The sequence below is a fragment of the Pseudomonas sp. NFACC10-1 genome, assembly GCF_900119195.1.
Classification (GTDB): Bacteria; Pseudomonadota; Gammaproteobacteria; order Pseudomonadales; family Pseudomonadaceae; genus Aquipseudomonas; species Aquipseudomonas cerasi.
On the sequence record NZ_FPJB01000004.1, the window covers coordinates 73,011 to 94,655 of the forward strand.

Annotated in this window: 16 protein-coding genes and 1 pseudogene; 9 read left to right on the plus strand and 8 right to left on the minus strand. The window is 58.3% G+C overall.

The window, feature by feature from the left end; translation table 11 throughout:
• The first annotated feature begins 247 nt into the window (after window positions 1–247).
• The 4 genes and pseudogenes from BT119_RS12520 to BT119_RS12535 all read left to right on the plus strand — a co-directional run bounded on the left by BT119_RS12520 (window position 248) and on the right by BT119_RS12535 (window position 5,388).
• Window positions 248–787: a sigma-70 family RNA polymerase sigma factor gene (locus tag BT119_RS12520; protein WP_003370913.1), complete on the plus strand. Its 540-nt coding sequence runs from the start codon at window positions 248–250 to the stop codon at window positions 785–787.
• 2 nt (window positions 788–789) lie between these two features.
• Window positions 790–1,770, plus strand: a complete 981-nt coding sequence (locus BT119_RS12525; protein ID WP_054080938.1) for a FecR domain-containing protein — start codon at window positions 790–792, stop codon at window positions 1,768–1,770.
• Window positions 1,771–1,834: 64 nt separating this feature from the next.
• Window positions 1,835–4,304, plus strand: a pseudogene (locus BT119_RS12530) (TonB-dependent siderophore receptor).
• Window positions 4,305–4,308: 4 nt separating this feature from the next.
• Window positions 4,309–5,388 (plus strand): YncE family protein, encoded by a 1,080-nt coding sequence (locus tag BT119_RS12535; RefSeq protein WP_054080940.1) that lies wholly within the window; start codon window positions 4,309–4,311, stop codon window positions 5,386–5,388.
• A gap of 272 nt (window positions 5,389–5,660) precedes the next feature.
• Here the strand turns inward: BT119_RS12535 and BT119_RS12540 are convergent, their stop codons facing one another.
• Together BT119_RS12540 and BT119_RS12545 are read right to left on the minus strand one after the other, a co-directional pair.
• Window positions 5,661–6,680, minus strand: a complete 1,020-nt coding sequence (locus tag BT119_RS12540) for a hypothetical protein (protein ID WP_054080941.1) — start codon at window positions 6,678–6,680, stop codon at window positions 5,661–5,663.
• A 431-nt stretch (window positions 6,681–7,111) separates the two neighbouring features.
• On the minus strand, window positions 7,112–8,716 hold the full coding sequence (locus BT119_RS12545) for a hybrid sensor histidine kinase/response regulator (protein ID WP_032609743.1): 1,605 nt from the start codon (window positions 8,714–8,716) through the stop codon (window positions 7,112–7,114).
• Between the two features lie 266 nt (window positions 8,717–8,982).
• On the opposite strand from BT119_RS12545, the gene BT119_RS12550 reads away from it, so the two are divergent.
• Window positions 8,983–11,145, plus strand: a complete 2,163-nt coding sequence (locus BT119_RS12550; RefSeq protein WP_003435339.1) for a TonB-dependent receptor family protein — start codon at window positions 8,983–8,985, stop codon at window positions 11,143–11,145.
• A gap of 27 nt (window positions 11,146–11,172) precedes the next feature.
• Here the strand turns inward: BT119_RS12550 and BT119_RS12555 are convergent, their stop codons facing one another.
• Together BT119_RS12555 and BT119_RS12560 are read right to left on the minus strand one after the other, a co-directional pair.
• Window positions 11,173–11,721, minus strand: coding sequence for a cupin domain-containing protein (locus tag BT119_RS12555; protein ID WP_003344936.1), 549 nt, complete (start codon window positions 11,719–11,721; stop codon window positions 11,173–11,175).
• Between the two features lie 127 nt (window positions 11,722–11,848).
• The gene (locus tag BT119_RS12560; RefSeq protein ID WP_072365844.1) at window positions 11,849–12,598 is read right to left on the minus strand and encodes a gamma-glutamyl-gamma-aminobutyrate hydrolase family protein; all 750 of its coding nucleotides are present in this window, start codon (window positions 12,596–12,598) and stop codon (window positions 11,849–11,851) included.
• Window positions 12,599–12,728: 130 nt separating this feature from the next.
• Here BT119_RS12560 and BT119_RS12565 point away from each other — a divergent pair, with 130 nt between their 5' ends.
• From BT119_RS12565 to BT119_RS12575, 3 genes are all read left to right on the plus strand, one after another.
• A complete protein-coding gene (locus BT119_RS12565; protein WP_003435343.1) occupies window positions 12,729–13,616 on the plus strand; it encodes a LysR family transcriptional regulator in 888 nt (295 codons plus the stop codon).
• A 145-nt stretch (window positions 13,617–13,761) separates the two neighbouring features.
• The gene (locus tag BT119_RS12570) at window positions 13,762–14,826 is read left to right on the plus strand and encodes an aromatic ring-hydroxylating oxygenase subunit alpha (protein WP_003370890.1); all 1,065 of its coding nucleotides are present in this window, start codon (window positions 13,762–13,764) and stop codon (window positions 14,824–14,826) included.
• 73 nt (window positions 14,827–14,899) lie between these two features.
• A complete protein-coding gene (locus BT119_RS12575) occupies window positions 14,900–15,850 on the plus strand; it encodes a PDR/VanB family oxidoreductase (protein WP_060707819.1) in 951 nt (316 codons plus the stop codon).
• On the opposite strand, the gene BT119_RS12580 is transcribed toward BT119_RS12575, so the two are convergent.
• Complete coding sequence (locus BT119_RS12580) at window positions 15,851–16,561, minus strand: GntR family transcriptional regulator (protein ID WP_072365846.1); 711 nt, start codon at window positions 16,559–16,561, stop codon at window positions 15,851–15,853.
• Window positions 16,562–16,636: 75 nt separating this feature from the next.
• The gene (locus BT119_RS12585) at window positions 16,637–18,607 is read right to left on the minus strand and encodes a putative bifunctional diguanylate cyclase/phosphodiesterase (protein WP_054080943.1); all 1,971 of its coding nucleotides are present in this window, start codon (window positions 18,605–18,607) and stop codon (window positions 16,637–16,639) included.
• A gap of 251 nt (window positions 18,608–18,858) precedes the next feature.
• On the opposite strand from BT119_RS12585, the gene BT119_RS12590 reads away from it, so the two are divergent.
• Window positions 18,859–19,851 carry a nucleoside hydrolase gene (locus BT119_RS12590; RefSeq protein ID WP_003435353.1) on the plus strand — a complete coding sequence of 331 codons (993 nt, stop codon included), beginning with the start codon at window positions 18,859–18,861 and terminating at the stop codon, window positions 19,849–19,851.
• Window positions 19,852–19,903: 52 nt separating this feature from the next.
• Here BT119_RS12590 and BT119_RS12595 read toward each other — a convergent pair whose 3' ends face one another.
• Window positions 19,904–20,587, minus strand: a complete 684-nt coding sequence (locus tag BT119_RS12595; RefSeq protein ID WP_072365848.1) for an ATPase — start codon at window positions 20,585–20,587, stop codon at window positions 19,904–19,906.
• Between the two features lie 138 nt (window positions 20,588–20,725).
• The gene (locus BT119_RS12600) at window positions 20,726–21,625 is read right to left on the minus strand and encodes a LysR family transcriptional regulator (protein ID WP_072365850.1); all 900 of its coding nucleotides are present in this window, start codon (window positions 21,623–21,625) and stop codon (window positions 20,726–20,728) included.
• Window positions 21,626–21,645: the final 20 nt, after the last annotated feature.

Here is a 21,645-nt window from a genome sequence, read left to right on the forward strand (position 1 = left end):
TCGCGACGCTGGACACTTTACGCAACCGGTTCAAATCGACGATAGCTTATCGGTATAGCACGCAGGATCAGAATCTGCGACAGCGCCTGCCCACGTGCGGCGAGCGTATTGAGCGGCAACGCCAGAACACGCAAGCAGGGCATACGTCAGTCAACAAGACAATTGGCACGCTTGTTCTGTGCTTTATCAATGAGATTGTTTATTGTATGCGTATGATTCTCTATAACTTCGGAACGACTGCTTTCTCATGACCTGCTCAAGCGCTCCTGATCAGACCCGCATCGACGACCTTTATGCACAGCACTCCGGCTGGCTACGTCATTGGCTGACCCGGCGCTTTGGCAACTCGTTCAACACTGCCGACGTAGCGGACCTGACTCACGATACCTTCCTGCGCCTGTTGCTCAAGCCACGAGTATTCATGCTGCCCGGTGAAGCGCGGTCGTTCCTATGTACCGTTGCACGTGGCCTGTGCATCGATCAATGGCGCCGGGGGCAGATCGAGCAGGCATGGCTGACAGAGCTGGCAAACAGGCCCGAGAACCTACACCCCTCCCCCGAGTACGTCACCATTCTTCTCGAGACACTGCATGAAATCGACGCCATGCTGCGTGACTTGCCGCACAAGGCGCGAACCGCCTTTTTGCTGGCGCAACTGTCAGGCAACACTTACCGCGAGATTGCCGAACAGATTGGCACCAGCGAGCGCATGGTGAAAAAGTACATGGCACAGGTCATGTATCAGTGCATGGTGCGTGAACTGTCCGCACGTGCCGATGGGTGTTGACCATGAACAGTCCTCGCAGTGATCATTATGATGTTCTCCAGCAAGCTGCGGCATGGTATGCGCGTCTGGGTGCAGAGGATGCTGGCGATTCCGAGCGACGCAAGTGGCAGAATTGGCTGAGCCAGAACGAGGAACACCGCAAGGCCTGGGCACTGGTGGAGAAGATAGGTGGACGCTTCGCCCAGTTTCAGGATCCGCTAGAAAGAAATGGCGCTTACAAGGTTCTACAGTCCACCAGCTCTTCATCGATGAGCCGCCGTCAGACCCTTCTTTCAATGGGCGTTCTCGCACTGGGCGGGGCATTGGGCTGGCACCTGCTGAACAACGGTGAGAACGGCTCGCTGTTTGCTTCGATTCGGGCCGATTTATCCACCTCAACGGGCGAAACACGAGAGTTCACGCTGGCTGACGGCACCCGAATCTGGCTCAACACCGCCAGCGCATTGAACGTTACGGCCTCCCCTGATGTTCAAGCGTTGCAACTGCTGAAAGGCGAAGTGTTGATCGACGCTATCCGCTCGCGGAATAAGCGGACGCAGGTAAAGACACTTAATGGAAAAGCGCAGGCATACGGCGCAGAATTCAGTGCACGGCTGCTGAATGATGACGCCACCTGCATCACGGTCTATTCAGGCGAGGTGTCGGTCATGGCAGCCGATCAAAGCTGCGATGTACATGCCGGGCAGCAGATAACCCTTTATGGGGATCGACTCGACGGCCCACAACCCGCTCCTGCCTCTGGCCGCGCGTGGACCTCCGGCATTCTGGTCGCTGAAGGTATGCCGCTCCTGCAGTTCGTCAATGAACTGTCCCGCTACCGGCATGGCTACCTTGCTTGTGACGAGAAGATTGCAGGGCTGCGAGTGGTCGGCACCTTTTCCATCAAAGATACAGACAGGGCACTGGCTGCCCTCGCGTCGGTACTGCCCGTGGCGATCAAGCGCACGCTGCCCTGGTGGGTCACTGTCGAGGCGCGGGCATAATTGCGCGGTCCTGATTTTTTTTTGCACGCGGTGGTTCCCCTTTTGCCCTGCTCGTCCGGTGTAGATGAAAGCCAATATTTTTTCCTTTCATCAGCGTGGACGCCAGCACTATGCATTTCCATAAACGACGCCCGTTTTATCTCAGCCTGACGCCGCTGGCCATGATCATTCCATTGACGGTGGGCGGTGTAAGTGCATCGTGGGTCTCAACCGCCTCTGCCACCGATGCAAGCGCATTGACTCACCGGTTCAGCATCGAGAAAGGCCCACTCACCGGGCAACTCGTCCGTTTTGCCCAGCAGGCAGGTATCGAGTTGGCCGGAAATGCGGCGTATACCGACGGCAAGGTCGGACCGGGCCTTGACGGCAACTACTCGGTCACTGAAGGACTGACCGCATTGCTCGCAGGCAGCGGCATCTTTGCCGCGCAGCAAAGCAACGGCAGCTACACGCTGGTTGCCTCAGAGTCGATGGAGTTGCGCGCGATACAGGTTGAAGCCAACTCCGATCGCAGTACCAGCTACCAGCCAACCGGTACGAGTTCGATCCTGCACAGCGACAGGTCGACGCTGGAAGTGCCCCAGGTCGTGAACGTAGTCTCTGCACAAGTTCTGCGCGATCAGAAGCCGCGCAATCTGGACGATGCGCTGGCCAATACCAGTGGCATCACTCAGGGCAACACCCTGGCGGCGACGCAAGACACCTTGATGAAGCGTGGCTTTGGCGGCAATCGCGACGGTTCGATCATGCACAACGGAATGCCCATCGTTCAGGGACGTGGTCTGAGCGCTACTGCTGACAGCGTGGAAGTGCTCAAAGGTCCGGCATCGCTGCTTTACGGCATCATGGACCCAGGTGGCGTAGTCAACGTCGTCAGTAAACGCCCGCAGCTGGAGAGCTACAACGCAATCAGTGGTCGCGCCTCCGCCTATGCGCATGGCCGCGACGGTAGCGGTGGCAGCTTTGACAGCACCGGCGGGCTGGGCGACAGCCGTCTGGCTTATCGCATGGTGGTGGATTATGAAGACGAGGATTACTGGCGTAATTTCGGCACCCATCGCGAATCTCTGGTCGCGCCATCGCTTGCCTGGTACGGCGACACGACACAAGTGGTGCTTTCATATGAGCACAGGGAATTTCTTTACCCTTTCGACCGCGGAACGGCACTGGACCCGCGTACCAACCACCCGCTGGATATTCCCAGAACACGGCGCCTGGACGAACCGTTCAATGAAATGGAAGGTCGCTCGGACCTCACGCAACTGAGCGTCGACCATCAGTTCAACGACAACTGGAAATCTCATTTCGGCTACAGCTGGAACCGTGAAACCTACGATGCCAACCAATTGCGGATCAATGCCATCAATGCCGCCACGGGCGCAGTGACGCGCAGTAACGATGCAACCCATGGTGCTGTGAGCGCCGACAGTTTTGCAATTGCCGACCTGGAAGGCACCTTTCAGATCGCAGGCTTCCAGAATGACTTGCAGGTTGGCGTCGATGATGAGAAACGCAAAATCTTCCGCTCGGACCTGCTGCGTCAAACAGCGCGGTCCAGCTTCAATTATCTGAACCCTGTCTATGGCCGGGAATCCCCGTCCAGCACCGTATCGGCCAGCGACAGTGACCAGACCGATAAACTGCGCGCCACCTCGTTATTTGCTCAGGACTCGTTCCACCTCAACGAACAGTGGATTCTGGTGGCCGGTGCGCGCTACCAAACCTACGATCAAATAGCCGGACGCGGTCGCCCCTTTGTGGCAAACACCAATATCAATGGGCAGAAATGGCTGCCGCGCGGTGGCGTCGTCTACAAATACAACGATGTGCTGTCGTTCTACGGCAGCTACACGCAATCACTGAAACCCAGCTCAACCATTGCGCCGTTAAGCAGTGGCGTGGTCATTGACTCTGCCGTGCTGCCTGAGCAAGCCAGGTCCTACGAACTGGGTGCCAAACTGGACATTCCGGGACGCATTACGGCTACCGCAGCGGTCTTCGATATTCGCAAGAAAAACATTCTGGTCTCCCAGTTCAACGATGCGACCAAGCTCACCGACTGGCGGACATCCGGAGAAGCCCGCTCGCGAGGCATAGAACTGGACGTGGCTGGAGAATTGACCGATCGCTGGAGCGTGATCAGCAGCTTTGCACTACTGGATGCGAAGATCACCAAGGACCCGCTCTACAAGGGCAACGAGCTGTGGAACGTCGCCCGGCGCACAGCGGCAGTGTCTGCGGTATACGACTGGGGCAGCATTATCGGCGGCGGTGACCGCTTGCGCACCGGCGCTGGCGCACATTACGTCGGAGAGCGCCCGGGAGACTCTGCCAACTCATTCGAACTGCCCGCCTACACCGTGGCGGATGCCTTCGCGTCTTACGATACAAAAGTCGATGAGCACAAGCTCAACATTCAGTTCAACGTCAAGAACCTGTTTGACCGCACGTATTACACCTCCAGCGCCAACCGTTACTTCGTGTCCGTTGGTGATGCGCGGCAGTTCATTCTTTCCACCACTCTGGAGTTTTAAGCCGATGATGTCGTTGATCAGGTGGCTCAAGGTGACGGGATTACAGATTTTTGCCAGTGTGTTCACGCTGCTGGCACCTCTTTCGGTTCAGGCGGATGACTCGCTGCTGTACACCACCCGCGCAGCAACCGTGCTGCCAGGCGCTGGCTACAGTTGGGGGTTCGCGGCATTGCAGCCGGCACAGCCTCATTTGTACATCGCACGCCGCGAGAACGGTTTATCCGTGTTCGACGTCGAACGGCAGGTTTTGATCAAGACCCTGGACAACTCGACCGGTGCCAATGCCGTTGCCTTTGCACCTGAGCACAATCACGCCTATGTCGCCAACATGGACGGTACATTAGGCATCGTCGCGCTGGACCGCATGACCGTACAAAACCGGCTCAAACTGGACTCAGGCAACCTGAACAATGTCATCTACGATCCCGGGCATCAGCGAGTGATCGTTACCAGCGGCCGTCGCGGCGACCACTCCACACTGTATTTCATCGACACACGTACCGACGCACTCGTGGGTTCCCGGCAGGTTCCGGCACAGAAACTCGACGCGCCGATCATCCTCGGCGACGGCACGCTGATAGTGCCGATGCGTGACGAGAATCAAGTGGCCGTTCTTTCAGGCCAACTGCTGGAGAAACATCAGTACTGGACGTTCGAGAGCTGCAACAAACCCAGCGCGGTCGCCGCCGATGAATCGCGACAACGTCTGTTCATTGCCTGTCGTGGCGCAAGCCCTCAGTTAATTATTGCCGACTTGATGACCGGCAAACGCCTCGCAGCATTGCCCACCACCCGCGCTGTCAACAGCATGGCGTACGACCGCCAAAACGATCGCCTGTTGATACCCAGTGGTGCAGATGCCAGTCTGACCGTGGTGGCACGTGACCCGGACGGGCAGTATCGGACCAAAGGAAGTGTCAGCACCCGTTTGTGGGCGCACAACATGACGTTTGATTCTGCACGCTCACAAGCGTACTTGCTAAGTGCCGAATTCACCCAGCCTGAGCCCACTGCCGAACAGCCAAAGCCCGACCCGATATTCCACCGGGACACCTTCACAGTAACAACCCTTAAAACCCAGTGAATATAGACTTGGCAACATCAATGGCACAGGTGCCACCGTTGAGATTGAATATATATCCCGCCGCAGGCTGTTAGAGTATTTGCTCTTTGAAAGTTGCACTGTTACGCAAGCTGTAGAGCCGCACGATGATAAGGTAAAAAATTGAGGGATGGACTTTACCAACGTGTTGTCGAAGCGGATCGGCACTGACACGATATCGAATGGCTGAAATAAAAACGGGGAGCGATCAACGCTCCCCGTCTGATACTTCAGTCCAGTCTTGTTGCGTTGGTTCAGATCGCAGCGACAACTTTGGCTGGCGGCTGAGTACGACGACCCAGTACACCGGCGCCCGCTGCTACCAGACCCGAGATCACCAGAGTGATAAGCAGAATCCAGGCACCTTGCGAAACGCGCTTGGCAGTGACTTCAGCTGCTTCACGGGCTTTCTGTTCTGCCTGAGCTTTCAGTTCCTGATACTTGGCATAAGCCTGACGATAGCTGGCCTGAGCCTGATCGACGATCTGATTGGCTTCGGCATCAGTCTTGTTGCCACGCGCCTTGATCAGATTGACCAGCGCCTGACGATCAGCCGCATCCCAAGCCTGGTCGCCTTTGGCTTTGATGCGATCCATCAGACCGCTCAATTGCTCGTCAGCTTGCTGAGGATTCTGTGCGCTCTGCTTGGCAGTATTCTGCGCATCCTGCTGAGTCGCTTGAGCTTCCTGCTTGACGTTGTCCGGGTTCAGCTCGGGCTTGCCGGTCTGCCGCATGGCCGTTTCGATTTCGCCCTGGATATCGTCCAGATTGAAATCAATGCCCTGAGCGCGCAATTGATCCTGAATCTTGCTGCCAACGGCCGGAGCCACCTGTGCGATACCGCTGCCCAGGGCCGACATGCCGCTGCCTGCCAGATTGAGGCCACCGCGTACGACGCCGGTCACTGCGCTGGAGACCAGATAAACAGTGATAAGCGATACAGTCGCCCACACCAGCAGGCCATGAAACGCGCCTTCGCGCTGCGCGAGACGTCCCGCGGCCCAGCCGCCGACGAACAGCGAGATCACCGAGCTTACAACGACCCAGATACCTGCGCCCGTACCCATACCGGACAGTGGATTGGCTTCCTGCATGGGATCGATACTGGCACTTCCGATTGCCGTACCCAGCAGGTTCAGCAACAGCGACACAACCATGGCCAGAACGACACCGGCCAGAATCGCACTCCAGGAGATTCGTTTAAGCAGCGGAGCCGCTGCATGAGTTTCGTGGTACACAGGGGCACCTGGGGCGATACGGTCGTCGCGAATCATAGTCATAGTCCTTTGAGTCATTGGCAGTGAACACACAAATGTGTGACGTACCCATCAATGACCCAGGCGACGTTCAAGAAGTTTAAAACTTTTATAGACTTTTTTTCAGGCTGTACAAAGCATAATAGAACAGTATTTTTAATGACGCACAGCAACGGAACGTAACCTTCGCCCGATGCTCCAAGCGCTTTACACACGTACCGTTTCATTAGGCTGTTTGCTCTAATTATTGAAGTTGTCTGACGTCTGCCAATAACAGACGAGAATTAACCTGTTGCCAACTTTTAACTGTCGATACTCACTGGATATACGCAACTCTGCAGGAATGCGCGCAGGTATCGTAATAAAGACAGCGCCGTACACTGTGCGCCAAAAAGCATGAAGGCCCGACTGAGAACAGTCAGGCCTTCGCAGGTGCATCGCCAGTGCCGTCAGGCGATACCGTTAGGACCGTCAAGAACCTGCCTGACCTTCCTGGCGAGGTCCTGCGGCATACAGGGCTTGGACACCACCTCAAACTCTGAGCCGCCAATGTCGGTTCGCTCGATCGAGCTCTCAGCGTAGCCGGTGGTCAGCAGCACCTTGACCTTGGGGTACCTGCGCCTGACTTCCCGCGCGAGCATTACCCCGTTCATGCCGCCCGGCATGATCAGGTCGGTGAACAACAGGTCATACGTGCTGCCGGCCTCGAAGCGCTTCAGTGCCTCACGGGCGTTGAGGACGATTTCCGACACATAGCCGTAATCATCCAGCACCATCTTCGCCAGTTCGGCCACGTCAGGACGGTCTTCCACGATCAGAATCCGCTCGGAGCTGCCAATGCGCCTTTCCGAAGCTTTCGGCGGATCGTTTTTACTCAGTACCGCCTCGTCTACCGGGAAATACAAGCGCAGCGTAGTACCGACACCTTCTTCGGTATAAATACGCGCCGCGCCGCCCGACTGTTTGGCAAAGCCGTAGACCATCGAAAGACCGAGCCCGGAACCCTTGCCTTCTTCCTTGGTGGTAAAAAACGGGTCCATTACCCGATCACGGATACTCGCGGGCATGCCGATGCCATTGTCCGTCACCGCAATAGAAACATAACGCCCCGGCAACAGACCGTCATAGGACATATTGGCCAGCTCATCGACGACCAGATTGCGGGTTTCGATGAATATCTTGGGGTTGGGCCTGCCAATCAGCGCGTCCCGGGCGTTGATGAAAATGTTCAGCAAGGCAACTTCTGCCTGGGTCGGATCAATGCGGCAGTTTTTCAGTGCCGGATCCAGATCGGTTTCGATCACCACTTCCGGTCCAAAAGTACGCTCGATCAACGGCTCTGTCGTGGAGACCAGGCCATTGAGATTGAGGACTCGCCCCTGCAGCTTCTGTTTGCGGGCAAACGCCAGCAATTGCTTGGTCAATGTGCTGGCGCGTTCAACAGCAGACTTGGCGTGATGAACACTGCGCTGGACACGCTGCACGTCAATGGAGGGTTTCTCTGCCGCACTGCCGATCAAGTCGATATAACCGCCCATCACTTGCAGCAGGTTATTGAAGTCGTGCGCGATGCCACCGGTAAGCTGCCCCAGGGCCTCCATCTTCTGTGCCTGACGCAATGCCTCTTCGGCATCTCTACGGCGGCTGATGTCCAGCTGCGACGCAAAGAAATAGATCAGGTCACCCGCGTCGTTATAGACCGGAGAAATAAACAGGGCATTCCAGAACGTTGAACCGTCCTTACGGTAGTTGAGAATTTCAGTGGAGATATCGACGCGTTCGTCGATTGCATCGCGAATGGATTTCACCACCGCCCGATCAGTTTCCGGCCCTTGAAGAAACCGGCAGTTGCTACCGATGATTTCTTCTGACGCATAACCGGTCATTTCCAGAAATGCACGGTTGGCAAAAATGATGGGGTTGTCCGGGCGATTGGGGTCCGTCACGATCATCGGCATCCGTGTCGTTTCTACCGCTGCGAAAAAGATATCCTTTCCCTGATGCTTGATATCTCCCGTCGCCGCATTGTCGACTCGGGCTTTATTTTCCGACACTCCAGAAACTCCACGACTGTTTATTGGGCTAGTGCGAATGCTCTCTCTAATGGCTAGGACTGGCGAAGCCTGAAAGGGTTCTCGCTGAGCAGACAAAAAGCAAATTATATTCACTTAGTGCATTGAACAGCCTGAAAATATCGCCCGGCATCGACTGTTCACTCACCGGTTTAGTGACGCCAGTCACACATCAGGCATCGAACACCTGTCCCTTTTCCAGAGCACGCAGGGCTGGCAGTTGACGCTGGCCGTGAACCACAAGGCGTATGCACTTGCAGTACCACCCACCGTTTCTGCTTTCCCCCTTGAACCTGACCCTGCAATTGTTCGGTTTCAGTACGGCTCTTGCTTTTACCTGTGTCGCCGAGGCTGATGTTGTCAGCCTGTCCAACATCGAAGTGGACGGCTCACGTATCGACAGCCCGGCGCAAATCGCGCGCGACGCGTTACGGGAAGTTCCGGGCGGTACCAACATTGTCGACATGAACACCGTCGCGCAAGGACGGGTCGCCAACAATGAAGACGTGTTCAAATACCAGCCCGGCATCTACGCCAAGGCCGCCAACAGTGAGGGGGCAAAAATCTCGATTCGTGGTTCGGGCCTGAACCGGGCGCCTGGCGCGCATGCCTCCGGGCTGTTCGAAATGCTCGACGGCTTGCCGCTGACCGGCCCCGGGGGTACGCCCTACGAACTCAAGGAGCCGTTATGGCTGAGCCACGTAGAAGTACGACGCGGTGCCAATGGCTTTGAACTGGGCTCGCTGGCGCTGGGTGGCGCGGTTAACTATGTCACCCACACCGGTTATGACGCGCCCAGGCTGCAGTTGCGCTACGAAGCAGGAAGCCACGGTTACTCGAAACGGCAGATCAGCTCGGGACAGGTGTTGGGCGATCTGGACTATTACGTCAGCGTGACCGACTCAAGCTACAACGGCTTCCAGGACCAGAGTGCCGGCGGTAGCCAGGGTATCGCAGCCAACGTCGGTTACCGGTTCAGCCCGAATCTGGAAACCCGCTTCTTCTTTCGTTACCGGGAAACCGACAACGACTCGCCGGGCAGACTGACCCGCGAGCAGATCCGCCATGATCCACAGGCGGCCAATGCGCTCAACCGTACGCGCGACTCAAAACGCCTGCAACCCGGCAGCACCTGGCTCGGCAACAAGACCACTGTTTATCTGGATGAAAGCTCACGCCTCGAAACGGGTCTGGTCTATCACGATTACCCCATGGACCTGCGCGAGGGCACCAATCGCCTGAAAGTCGCTTACACCGATATCAGCGGCACGCTCAATTACATACGCCAGGACACCGTGTCTGGCCATCAGAGCACGACCACGCTGGGACTGCGAACCACCAAGGGGCTGCCTGACAACGGCGCATCGGAATTCGTCCGCGTGCCAACCGGCAACACCGCAGGCTATGTGCCAGGGACCAGAACCCGGGATTACAGCTACCTGGGCTCGGACAGCGTGCTGCACCTGAGCAATGATCTGGAGCTGGTACCGGACCTGTGGCTGACAACGGGCGTTGCCGCCCTCTATACCCGTCGCGAAACAGAGGTCACCTACCCCGCAACCCAACAGGCCGTCAGCACTCACGCCTGGGACTATGCCACCCGGCTGGGCCTGCGCTACGACTTCACGCCGCAATTGCAGCTTTACGGCAATCTGAGTCGCTCGGTCGAGCCGCCGCACGCCTGGTCAATGATCTGGGGTTCCAACCATTTCTTCCCAGCAGGCAGCGGTGCGGCGACCGGCCTGCAGAGTATTGGCGTCAAACTTGAAAATCAGACTGCGACTACGCTGGAGCTCGGCGGCAAGGGTAATAGCGCAGCAGGCGACTGGACCGCAGGGTGGTATTACTCGCAGGTCAGACATGAACTGCTCAGTGTCGAAACCCAGGCAGCCAGCGCGACAGGCTCGCAAGTCATTGCCGAGTCCAACGCCAGCCCGACCATCCATACCGGTATCGAACTCAGCCTGGACAGCCCGCTGTGGCAGGGAGGCGCTGCAGGCAAGGTCGATTTACGCCAGGCCTACACTTTCAGCGACTTTCACTACCGTAACGACGACCGCTTCGGCGACAACGCGCTGCCGGGTATCCCCCGGCATTACTATCAGGCCGAGCTGCGCTACAGCCATCCTGTCGGCGTTTACGTAGCACTCAACACTGAGCACGCGTCGAGGATCGCGGTCGATTACGCCAACTCGTTTTACGCCGATCAGTACACCTTGCTGGGCGCCACACTGGGCTACGCGTCACCCGGCGAAGACTGGCAGACCTGGCTGGACCTGCGCAATCTGACTAACCAGCGTTACGCCAGCACCGTGACACCCGGCTATGACGACAACGGCAAAGACATCGCACGCTCGACACCCGGCGACGGGATGGGGATTTATGCCGGTATTTCCTGGAGCCTTCGTTAGGCGCAAGGCATCGTTGGCTATCGGCACCTAGAAGTTGGCCGGGGTGTTGGCGCTGATGATCTCCGCTTCGTCCTGGCCGATGTTGCGGAAGCGATGCGGCAAGGTGGTCGGGAAGTAATAGCCGTCACCCGGACCGAGAATGTTGACCTGCCCATCGATGGTCAGCTCCACGGTGCCGCGCGTCACCAGACCGCACTCCTCACCTTCGCTGTGGACGATGGGTTCATCGCCCGAGTCGGCGCCCGGCGCGTATTGCTCACGCAGAAACCGCATCTGCCGGCTTGGCAACGTCGCGCCGACCAGCAGCAGGCGGGCACCGTTGCGCCCCAGGTCGGGTTGATCACCGGCTCGAAACACGTACTGATCCTGCCCGGGAGGCTGATCGAACGTGAAAAAATCCGCCAGCGTCATGGGAATCCCTTCAAGCAGCTTTTTCAGCGAGCTGATGGAAGGACTGACACGATTTTGTTCGATGAGGGAAATCGTGGCATTGGTCACACCACTGCGTCTGGCGAGCTCACGCTGTGACAGCTTGTAGCTTTCACGCACCAGTTTGAGTCGTGCTCCCGTATCCATAGTGGCCTTATGTGAAAGATATCCGGTGAATGAGGCAGCGCCCCGGTGCAATGGATCGTCCATCACCCGAAGCCATCAAGCCGGATATTAAATCACGTTTGCCCACAACACTCAGCAGCTCATCGCTCTAGCGACTGCTGCGCGCATACCTCTGGCAGGCCTCGCGAAAGGCCTTGAACAGGCTGAGCGACACGGGGTTGTCCATGAACGCCCATTCCGGGTGCCACTGCACGCCCAGCACAAAGCCTGGCGCACCAAGCATGGACACCGCTTCGACCAGACCGTCGGGGGCCAATGCTTCCGCGCGCAGGTCCGACGCCATGCGATCGATACCCTGACTGTGCAGGCTGTTGACCTCGAACCCCGGTGCCAGCCCCAGCGAGTCGAGCAAACCGCCAGGCTGTACCTGCACGGCATGCTTTGGCGCGTACTGCACCGCCAGCACCTCGCTTTGCGGCTCGCGATGATCCAGATAGCCGGGCAGCTCCTGGACCCGCTGATGCAGGCTGCCGCCCAGCGCGACATTCAGCTCCTGAAAGCCGCGGCAAATGCACAACACCGGCACCCCCTTAGCAATGGCAGCCCTGAGCAATGGCAAAGTTGTGCGATCCCGGAAGACGTCATGGGCGGTGCCCTCCACGCTCGCCGGCCCATTGTAGTGACGCGGCTCGACGTTGGACGGCGAGCCGGTAAACAACAGGCCATCCAGTGACGCAAGCAGTTGCGCAGGCTCGGTGGGCACCTCGAGCGCAGGCAGGACTACCGGCATGCCCGCGAAGGCTGCGGCCTCGACGTACTTGTCGCCTGCGGTGTGAGAAGAGTACTTGCCCAACTGCTGACGGCAGGCGGTGACACCAATCAAGGGAGGTCGCGACATAGGTTGAATCCTGTGTGAAATCTGAGTGGTCAGCGCCGATTACCGGACGCTATCCAGCGGGAATGAAACCAGTCTAGGATAGTCATCCGCGCAACAAACATAGGCATTCAGGCAAAGGAACAATGCACCAATGCAATATGAAATCACCCACGCCGACCTTTCATTGGTGCTCGCCCTGGTTCGCGGCCGCACCCTCGCCCGTGCCGCCGACCTGTTGCAGGTTGATGTATCGACCGTGTTTCGCTCGATCCGTCGTCTGGAAGCCGCCCTTGGTGCCGCGCTGTTTGAAAAGAACCGGCGCGGGTACGTACCGACCGATACCGCTCAGGCCATGGCCGAACAGGCCGAGCGTGCCGAACAGGCGCTTGCCGCTGCGCGCATCGCTTTGCAGCAGGGCGAACAAGTCGTCAGCGGCACGGTACGTCTGACCTGTACCGATGCGGTACTGCACAGCCTGCTGTTGCCCGCGCTGGCGGACTTCATGCCGCAGTACCCTGCGCTTACGCTGGAGCTGGCCACCTCCAACGCCTTTGCCAACCTCAGCCGTCGCGATGCCGACATCGCCCTGCGCCTGACCAATACGCCTCCCGAGCACCTGATCGGGCGCTGCCTGGGCAGTGCCGACTACTTTGTCTGCGGTCGCCCCGAATACCGCGAAGCCCTGACGCAAAACCCGGCCTCGATCCCCTGGATCAGCCCGGACGACTCGATGCCCGACCACACCTCGGTGATCTGGCGCAAACAGGCGTTTCCAGGGGTATTACCGAGCTACCGCTGCAGCAACATGTCGGCTGTGTCGCAGTTGGTCGCTGCCGGCCTGGGCGTGGCGGCGCTGACCGGTTTCACGGTCGAGGGCCTGGGTGCGGTCGAACGCCTGAGCGGTCCTCTGGAAGGATGCCGCACTGACCTGTGGCTGCTGACCCGCCCCGACTGCCGCGCCCTGCGTTCTGTGCAGACCCTGCTGGAAGCACTCGCGCCGCGCCTGCGAGCGGCGCTGCTGGTATCCAGCTCCGGCTGATCAATCTCTGTGGATCCATTAAATAATAGTTAACTAAATTAATCATTGGATTAATCTCGATCCTGTGGCATTAATAATCGCGAGAAAACAACATGATTCATTCTGTGGATCCATAAGATCAATAATCGAACCGTGGAGAACCATCATGCACCCGAAAAATGCGTGGTACGTCGCCTGTACAGCGGATGAAGTCGCCGACAAGCCTCTGGGACGGCAGATCTGCAACGAAAAGATGGTGTTCTATCGCGACCAGGACCAGCAGGTCATTGCCGTCGAAGACTTCTGCCCGCATCGCGGCGCCCCGCTCTCGCTGGGTTATGTCGAGAACGGCCAGCTGGTGTGTGGTTACCACGGACTGGTCATGGGCGGCGACGGCAAGACTGTTTCAATGCCCGGCCAGCGTGTTCGCGGCTTCCCTTGCAACAAGACCTTCGCAGCGGTCGAGCGCTACGGCTTCATCTGGGTCTGGCCCGGTGACCGGGAAAAGGCCGACCCGGCACTCATCCACCATCTGGAATGGGCAGTCAGCGACGACTGGGCCTACGGCGGCGGGCTGTTTCATATCCAGTGCGATTACCGCCTGATGATCGACAACCTGATGGACCTCACCCACGAAACCTATGTGCATGCGTCAAGCATCGGCCAGAAGGAAATCGACGAGGCAGCGCCCGTCACAACGGTCGAAGGCGAGGAAGTGGTTACCGCCCGGCACATGGAAAACATCATGCCGCCGCCGTTCTGGCAGATGGCACTGCGTGGCAACAACCTGGCCGATGACGTGCCGGTCGATCGCTGGCAGATCTGCCGCTTCACGCCGCCCAGCCATGTGCTGATCGAAGTCGGCGTAGCCCATGCAGGCAAAGGCGGCTATCACGCGCCCAAAGAGTTCAAGGCGTCGAGCATCGTCGTCGACTTCATCACCCCCGAGACCGACACCTCCATCTGGTACTTCTGGGGCATGGCGCGCAACTTCAATCCCGCTGATGCAGAGCTGACCGCCAGCATCCGTGAAGGCCAGGGCAAGATCTTCACCGAAGACCTGGAAATGCTTGAACGCCAGCAACAGAACCTGCTCACGCACCCGCATCGCAGCCTGCTCAAGCTCAATATCGACGCCGGTGGCGTGCAGTCACGCAAGATCCTGGAGCGCCTGATCGCTGCCGAGCAGGCCGGTCGCGGCGAGCAGATTCCCGTGATGGCGACGAAATGACCGGCCATTGCCCGTCGAAACACCAAGAAAACAATCAGAAGTGACCCGTGCCGCGGTCACCCGAGGACCTGACATGATCGACGTGAAGGTGTTATCACGCAACGATGAAGCGCTGGACATCTGCAGCTTTGAACTGGTGCGGGCAGACGGAGCGCTGTTGCCGCCGTTCACCGCAGGCGCGCACATTGACGTACACCTGCCTGACGGGCTGATTCGTCAGTACTCGCTGTGCAATGCCCCGAACGAGCGTCACCGCTACCTGATCGGCGTCCTCAACGACCCGGCTTCGCGTGGTGGCTCGCGTAGCCTGCATCAACAGATTCAGACTGGCGCACAGTTGCGCATCAGTGAACCGCGCAACCTGTTCCCGCTGGCTGAAAACAGCCGGCGCACGCTGCTGTTCGCCGGCGGTATTGGCATCACACCCATCCTCTGCATGGCCGAACAACTTGCGCTGGAGGCTGCCGATTTCGAGCTGCATTACTGCATGCGTTCCGCCGAACGCGGCGCCTTCATCGAACGCCTGAAGCATTCGGCATTTGCCGAGCGCATCACGCTGCACTTCGATGAACAGCCGGACACCGCGCTGGAGGCTGGCAAAGTACTCGCCCGCCCACAGCCCGATACCCACCTGTACGTGTGCGGGCCGGGCGGTTTCATGCAATACATCCTCGACAGCGCGCGGGCCGCTGGCTGGTCCGAGGACACTCTGCACCGCGAGTACTTCTCTGCAGAGCCGGTCGACACCAGCAACGATGGCAGTTTTTCAATCGAGATCGCCAGTACCGGCCAGGTCATTGCCATTCCGGCCAATAAAACGGTCGCTCAGGTGCTCGAAAGCCACGGTATCGATATTCCGCTGTCGTGTGAACAAGGTGTCTGTGGCACCTGCCTGACGCGGGTGTTGAAAGGCATTCCGGATCATCGTGATCTGTTTCTGACCGAAGACGAGCAGGCGCTCAACGATCAGTTCACGCCCTGCTGCTCACGTTCCAAGACGCCCGTGCTGGTGCTCGACATCTGATCAGTCCGGGCGCTGAATGACTTTCATGCGCTCGTTCTGCCCGGCGCCGAAGATTTCTGCATAGCGCAAGGTGGCATTGGCATGCTCGCGCATGATGGCCTCGGCGCGAGCGCCCTGCCCATTCACCAGCGCATCCACGACGGCGTGATGCTGCATGTGGGCGAAATTGAACCGCCGGTATTCGCGAATCAGGTTGTCGCGATCCACGGCCAGCGCGGTTACCGAGGCAAAAGGCAGATGGTCGTTGCGTGACAGTGCATCGGCAATGGCGCGATTGCCGCTGCCCTCGACGATCACTCGATGCAGGCGCATGTTCATGTAGTGATAGACCTCAAGGTCATCTTCAGTGACATGGCCCTTTTCGAACAGCGCGTCACCCTGTACCAGACAGGCCTCCAGTTCGTCGCGCGACTCCTGGGTCAGGCCGCGCTCGGCCATCTGCCGCGCGGCAAGCCCCTCAAGGACACCGCGGACATCCACCGCGCCGGCGATTTCCATCGGGCTGATCGAGCGCACCTGAAAACCACGCCCGCCAAAGGGCACCAGCAGCCCCTCCTGCTCCAGCGTCCGGAACGCCATGCGCACCGGCATGCGCGAAACGCCGAACAGCTCGGCAGTCGGCACCTCCATCAGACGCTCGCCGGCAGCCAGCTCGCCTGATGCAATCATCTTGCGCAACGCAACAAGGACGGTCTGCCCGGGTTTGCTCATCAAAAGGCTTCCGTGGGGATCAAAAAACGCATCTTACCCCACGCACGCCTGAGAGAATCGCCCACATGCAATCGATCAGAGAGGGCACGATGCTGCGTAACCGAAGGTGCGCTCTTCATCGGGTATTTCAATCCAGGCCAGCGTTTCTGCAAAACTGATCGGCGGGCTGTAGAAGTAGCCCTGCACCATCGTACAACCCAGGGTGGTCAGTGCATTCAGCTCATCCTGTGTTTCGACGCCTTCGATCACGCAGCCCAGAGACATGTCCAGACTCAAGGCAACCAGCGATTTGACGATCTTGTAACTGGCCGGGTTGTGGTGCACGCCGGTGACAAAACTGCGGTCGATCTTCAGCTTGGTCAGCGCCAGCGCGTGCAACTGACTGAGGCTTGAGAATCCGGTGCCGAAGTCATCCAGCGAGATACCGCAACCCAGCTTGCGGAACTGAGTAATGGCCTGCTGCACCTGAGCAATATCCTGCATGACCGCCGTTTCGGTGATTTCCAGATCGAGCCGCGACGCATCGAAGCCGCTGTGTTCGATGATCTCGACAATTCTGCTGACACTTTCCCAGGTCGCACAGTCGTGCGCGGACAGATTGAACGACAGCCTGATAGGCGCGGGCCACGACAGGGCCATGCCAAGCGCCTGGGTCAACAAGGGCACGGTGAGCTTGTTGATCATGCCGATGCGCTCGGCGATCGGAATGAAATGCGCCGGCGAAACAGACCCCAGTTCCGGGCTGTTCCAGCGCGCCAGTGCCTCGAAAGCCACCGTTTCGCGCGTGCAGCTCTCAATGATCGGCTGAAACGATACGTGGAACTCGGTTTCCAGATTGGCGCGCCGCAAGGCCTGTTCGGTAACGCCGTCGGCATGCAATTGCTCACGGTGGCTGGCGGAGAACAGGCAGGTGGTTCCGGGGTTATGGTTCTTGCCTTGATACAGCGCGTAATCGGCAAACTCGAACAGCTGGGTCGCATTATCCGCCGTGGCCGGGTACGTCGCCAGGCCCAGTGTCGCGCCAATCTGGATCGGCATGTCCGACAGTTCGAAGCTTTCGTGCATGAGGTCACACAGGTGTTTGCCAAACGCCAGCAACGCGTCACTGTGCATGTCACCCTTGATCACCAGCGCGAACTCGTCACCGCCCAGTCGCGACACATGCACCTTGTCACTCGAGGCGCTGGTCAGGCGTTCAGCCACCAGCATCAGCAAACGGTCGCCGATGCGGTGACCATAGAGGTCATTGACCGGCTTGAACCCGTCCAGGTCCAATACCCCCACTGCCAGGCCGCTGCGCTGCGCCATTGCCTCGGTCATCGCGGCATCCAGAGTCTGAAAGAACTGGCGACGATTGGGCAGGCCCGTCAGGCTGTCCTGATTGGCCAGCAGCAGATTCTCGTTACTCAGTTGCTCGGTCTTTACCTGCACATTTACCAGGCTGGTGAAATCGCGGTACTGGTAATGAAGAATGATCAGCATGCCGATCGACACCAGCACGATATTCACCGCTGTGGCGATAAAGGTAACGTTGTACGTCGAGGCGAAGAAAATGACGAAGGCGGTGTTGACGACCAGGGCGGTGGTCAGCGCTGCAGGCCGCAAGTGCATCATGCAGAAGATGCAGACGATCACCGTAATACCCATGAAAAACGCAACATGCGCCTGGGAGTAGGCATCGCCGTAGGGGTAAAGCGACAGCGACCAGGCGGCAAACCCGGCCGCTATCACGCCTGCCAGGCCATGTGTACCACGCAGCGTGGCCAGAATGATCGCCGGAGCGGGTGGCGGCCGGTTTACCGTGCGCAACCATTTGCGTGCACGGACGGCACAGATAACCGTAAGCAGCGCCGGGACCAGCAGCGTCAGCCACACCGGAGCGGTTCGCCAGTGGGTGAACGCCAACGCCCAGGTATTGACCAGCAGCACAAAGTACATCAACGGCAGTTGCCGGGACAACGCAACGTATTGGGCCTGCAACAACCTGGGGTTATCAGCAGGCACAGACATCAGGGCACGCAAGGCACCCGGTAGTTTTTTCAGCATCGCAAGGCTTCTCTGTTACCACAGTCAAAGCACACGTGGCTTGCTGCTCATCATGCGAACCGGACAGCTAATTGTCGGCTCGCTTGTCAGGCTCTCGGCGGATGTGATTAATTCTTTACGGTAAAACCGAGCCGTGCATCGGTTTAATTGAAATAACCTGTTGGCAACCTTTTTTCCGCGTGCCTTCGCATAAGTCAGCGGCGCTTGCACACCTTCTTTTCAATCGTCCCCTACAGGCAAGGAGCATTACCGTGAACAGGAAAGTCATTATCGATACGGACATGGGCTGGGATGACGTACTGTCGATCGCCTACCTGATGAAACGACAGGACATCGACATCCTCGGCATTACAGTGACCGGATGCGGCGAAACAGACCTCGGCTGGGGCGTGATCATCGCGCAGCATTTGCTGGGCATCGGAAATCGACTCGGCACCGTCGTGGCAAAGGGTACCGATCAGCCACTTGAGTACGACAACCGCTTTCCGCAACCCTTCAAAAACGACATGAACGACATCATGGGGCTGCTCGGGACACTGAACCCTGCCACGCTGCCGGAACTGTCGAGCCTGCCCGCCTGGGAGTTCATGTATCAGACGGTAAAAAACAGCCAGGACCCCATCACAGTGCTGTCGCTGGGGGGCTTTACCAACATCGCGAAGATGCTTTCGTTGAGCAGCCAGCCAGCCGACTTCAAAATGGTCGAGCAGATCGTCGCCATGGCCGGCGCGGTTTACGTCGACGGCAACGTCGCGGCATTGAACAACGCGCAAAAGGCATGGGATCAGGGAGAGGCCTACAGCAGCAACCACTATGCAGAATGGAATGTGTTCGTCGACCCTGTCGCCGCCAACACTGTTTTCCAGTCAAGCCTGCCGTTGACGCTGGTGCCGCTGGATGTCTGCAACCAGATCATCCTCGACGCCAGCTATTGGCAATTGATCACCGCCACCGACCCTGTCGCCACGCTGGTCAAACAAGTGCTCGAACACAAATCCGGAACACACGCCGAAGGGCTTCCCGTGCCGATCTTCGATCCGCTGGCGACCATGCTGATGGCAGGTGGTATTGCAGCGACAAAAATCGATGAGCAGTTTCTGTCGGTCAACACCGAGTTGACGCCGCAGGACAACCATTGTGGTCAGATACAGCTGCAAGGCAGCGGCTCACGAATGATTGCGTCAGTGCTGGGTGTCTCGCAGGTCGCGTTCAGCAACAACTTTGCCCAGGTCATCAATAGCTGAGGCCAGTGTGAAATGCTGCGCCGCGCCTTCTCAGCCTGGCGCAGTCACTCCATCAGTTCGCCGCTACCTGAGCCCGGTCGGCCTGCATGACCAGAGCCTTGAGCGAGGCGTCGAACTGTTTCAAGGCATTCACCTGCATATCACGCTGCTGATCGATTTGTGCAGCGATCTCCGGAGCGGCCTTGCCTTGCACCCAGACCGAGGTCATTTCCCGAACCACTTCACCTTCGGCCTTGCCGATGTATTGCAGGTTGTTGTCATAGAAGCGCGCCATGAAACGCGCTTCGACCTGACTGTTGCGCTTGCTCACCAGGCGGTTGTAAGTGTCGAGCATGACCACTACGTCCGGGCGGGCCTGCATCAGCGCATCGAGGTTGTTGTAAACGGTTACCGAGGCGAACTCTTTCTTCAATGAGCCCACCAGCCAGTCGGTCGCCAGCGCAGGGTCCGAGCTGTTGATGAATGCGTTGCGGATACGCGCATCGAGTGCGCCATTGCTGCCGCTCCGGAGTGCCACCGAATGGTAGTTGTTCAAATACTGAAGGTTGCTGAGGGTGTTTTCGCTGTACAGCACGCCCACCGACTGAGTGTGTTGCAGGCTGGCAGCGCTGTCGACGACGGGCATGAAATGGCAGGACTGTTCGGAGACCGGAGAGACGGCAGCATTGACGGGGGCAGTGAACATAATGCTGGTGCTGAACACGGCAGCAAACGTCAACAGATTGAACATTCTCATCGCGTCGTCTCCCTTTGGAGCAGGTGGCTATGGCGCCATCCTCCTCCTTTGCCGGAAAAACAGAACTTGCCTTGCTTGATGATGACTATCGACTGAATGAATGATAGTTGATACCACTACGTTACAAGGTTTTTCGCTTCAATTTTCATCCGCCCTGACGGCCGCACGAATGGCTTCGAGCAGCATCCGGCACGCCGGGTTGTCATTGTCGGTGCGCCAGACCAGGTGCAACTCGCTCTGCACGCCTTCGCCCAGGTCAATGTCACGAAACACGACGTCCTTGAACACCACATTGGTCGCACAACGCGGTACCAGTGCCAGCCCCATGCCAGCGTTGACCAGCGCCAGAATAGTCAGTGACGATCCAAGCCATTGGACATACTCCGGTGCAACTCGTGCGGAGCGAAACATACCGGTCAGCAGTTCGTTGAACGGAGGGTACGCCGAATGCGAATACATCAGGAACGGTGCGCCATCCAGATCGGCCACCGCGACAGAGTCCGCATGCGCCAATCGATGATTGCTCGGCACGGCCAGCACGAAAGGTTCGCGTACCAGGCATTTGCTCTCGTACCCCGGCTGAAACAGTGGCGCTCGCACGATACCGAGGTCAATGCGCCGCGCCCTGAGTGCTTCGTGCTGCTGATAGGTGTTCATTTCAGTCAGGGAAATCTTCACCTGCGGCTGCTTGAGGCGCGCCTCGGCGATCACCCTGGGCAGAAACTCGTACACGGCGCTGCCGACGAAACTGATGGTCACCGAGCCGATGTCACCTTCGGCAAAGCGTCGCGCGGAAATGGCCGCCTGCTGCGCACGCTCCAGCAAGGTCTGCGCCTCGATGAAAAAAGCCCTGCCCGCCGCGGTCAGGGCCACACTGCGGGTGCTGCGGGTGAACAGCTCGACGCCCAGATTATGCTCCAGTATCTGAATCTGCCGACTCAATGGCGGCTGCGTCATGTTCAGCCGTTCGGCGGCACGGCGAAAATTCAGCTCCGTTGCCACCGTGGTAAAGCAACGCAGTTGAGAAAGCTCGAACATTGATCCACTCCCGGTATCAA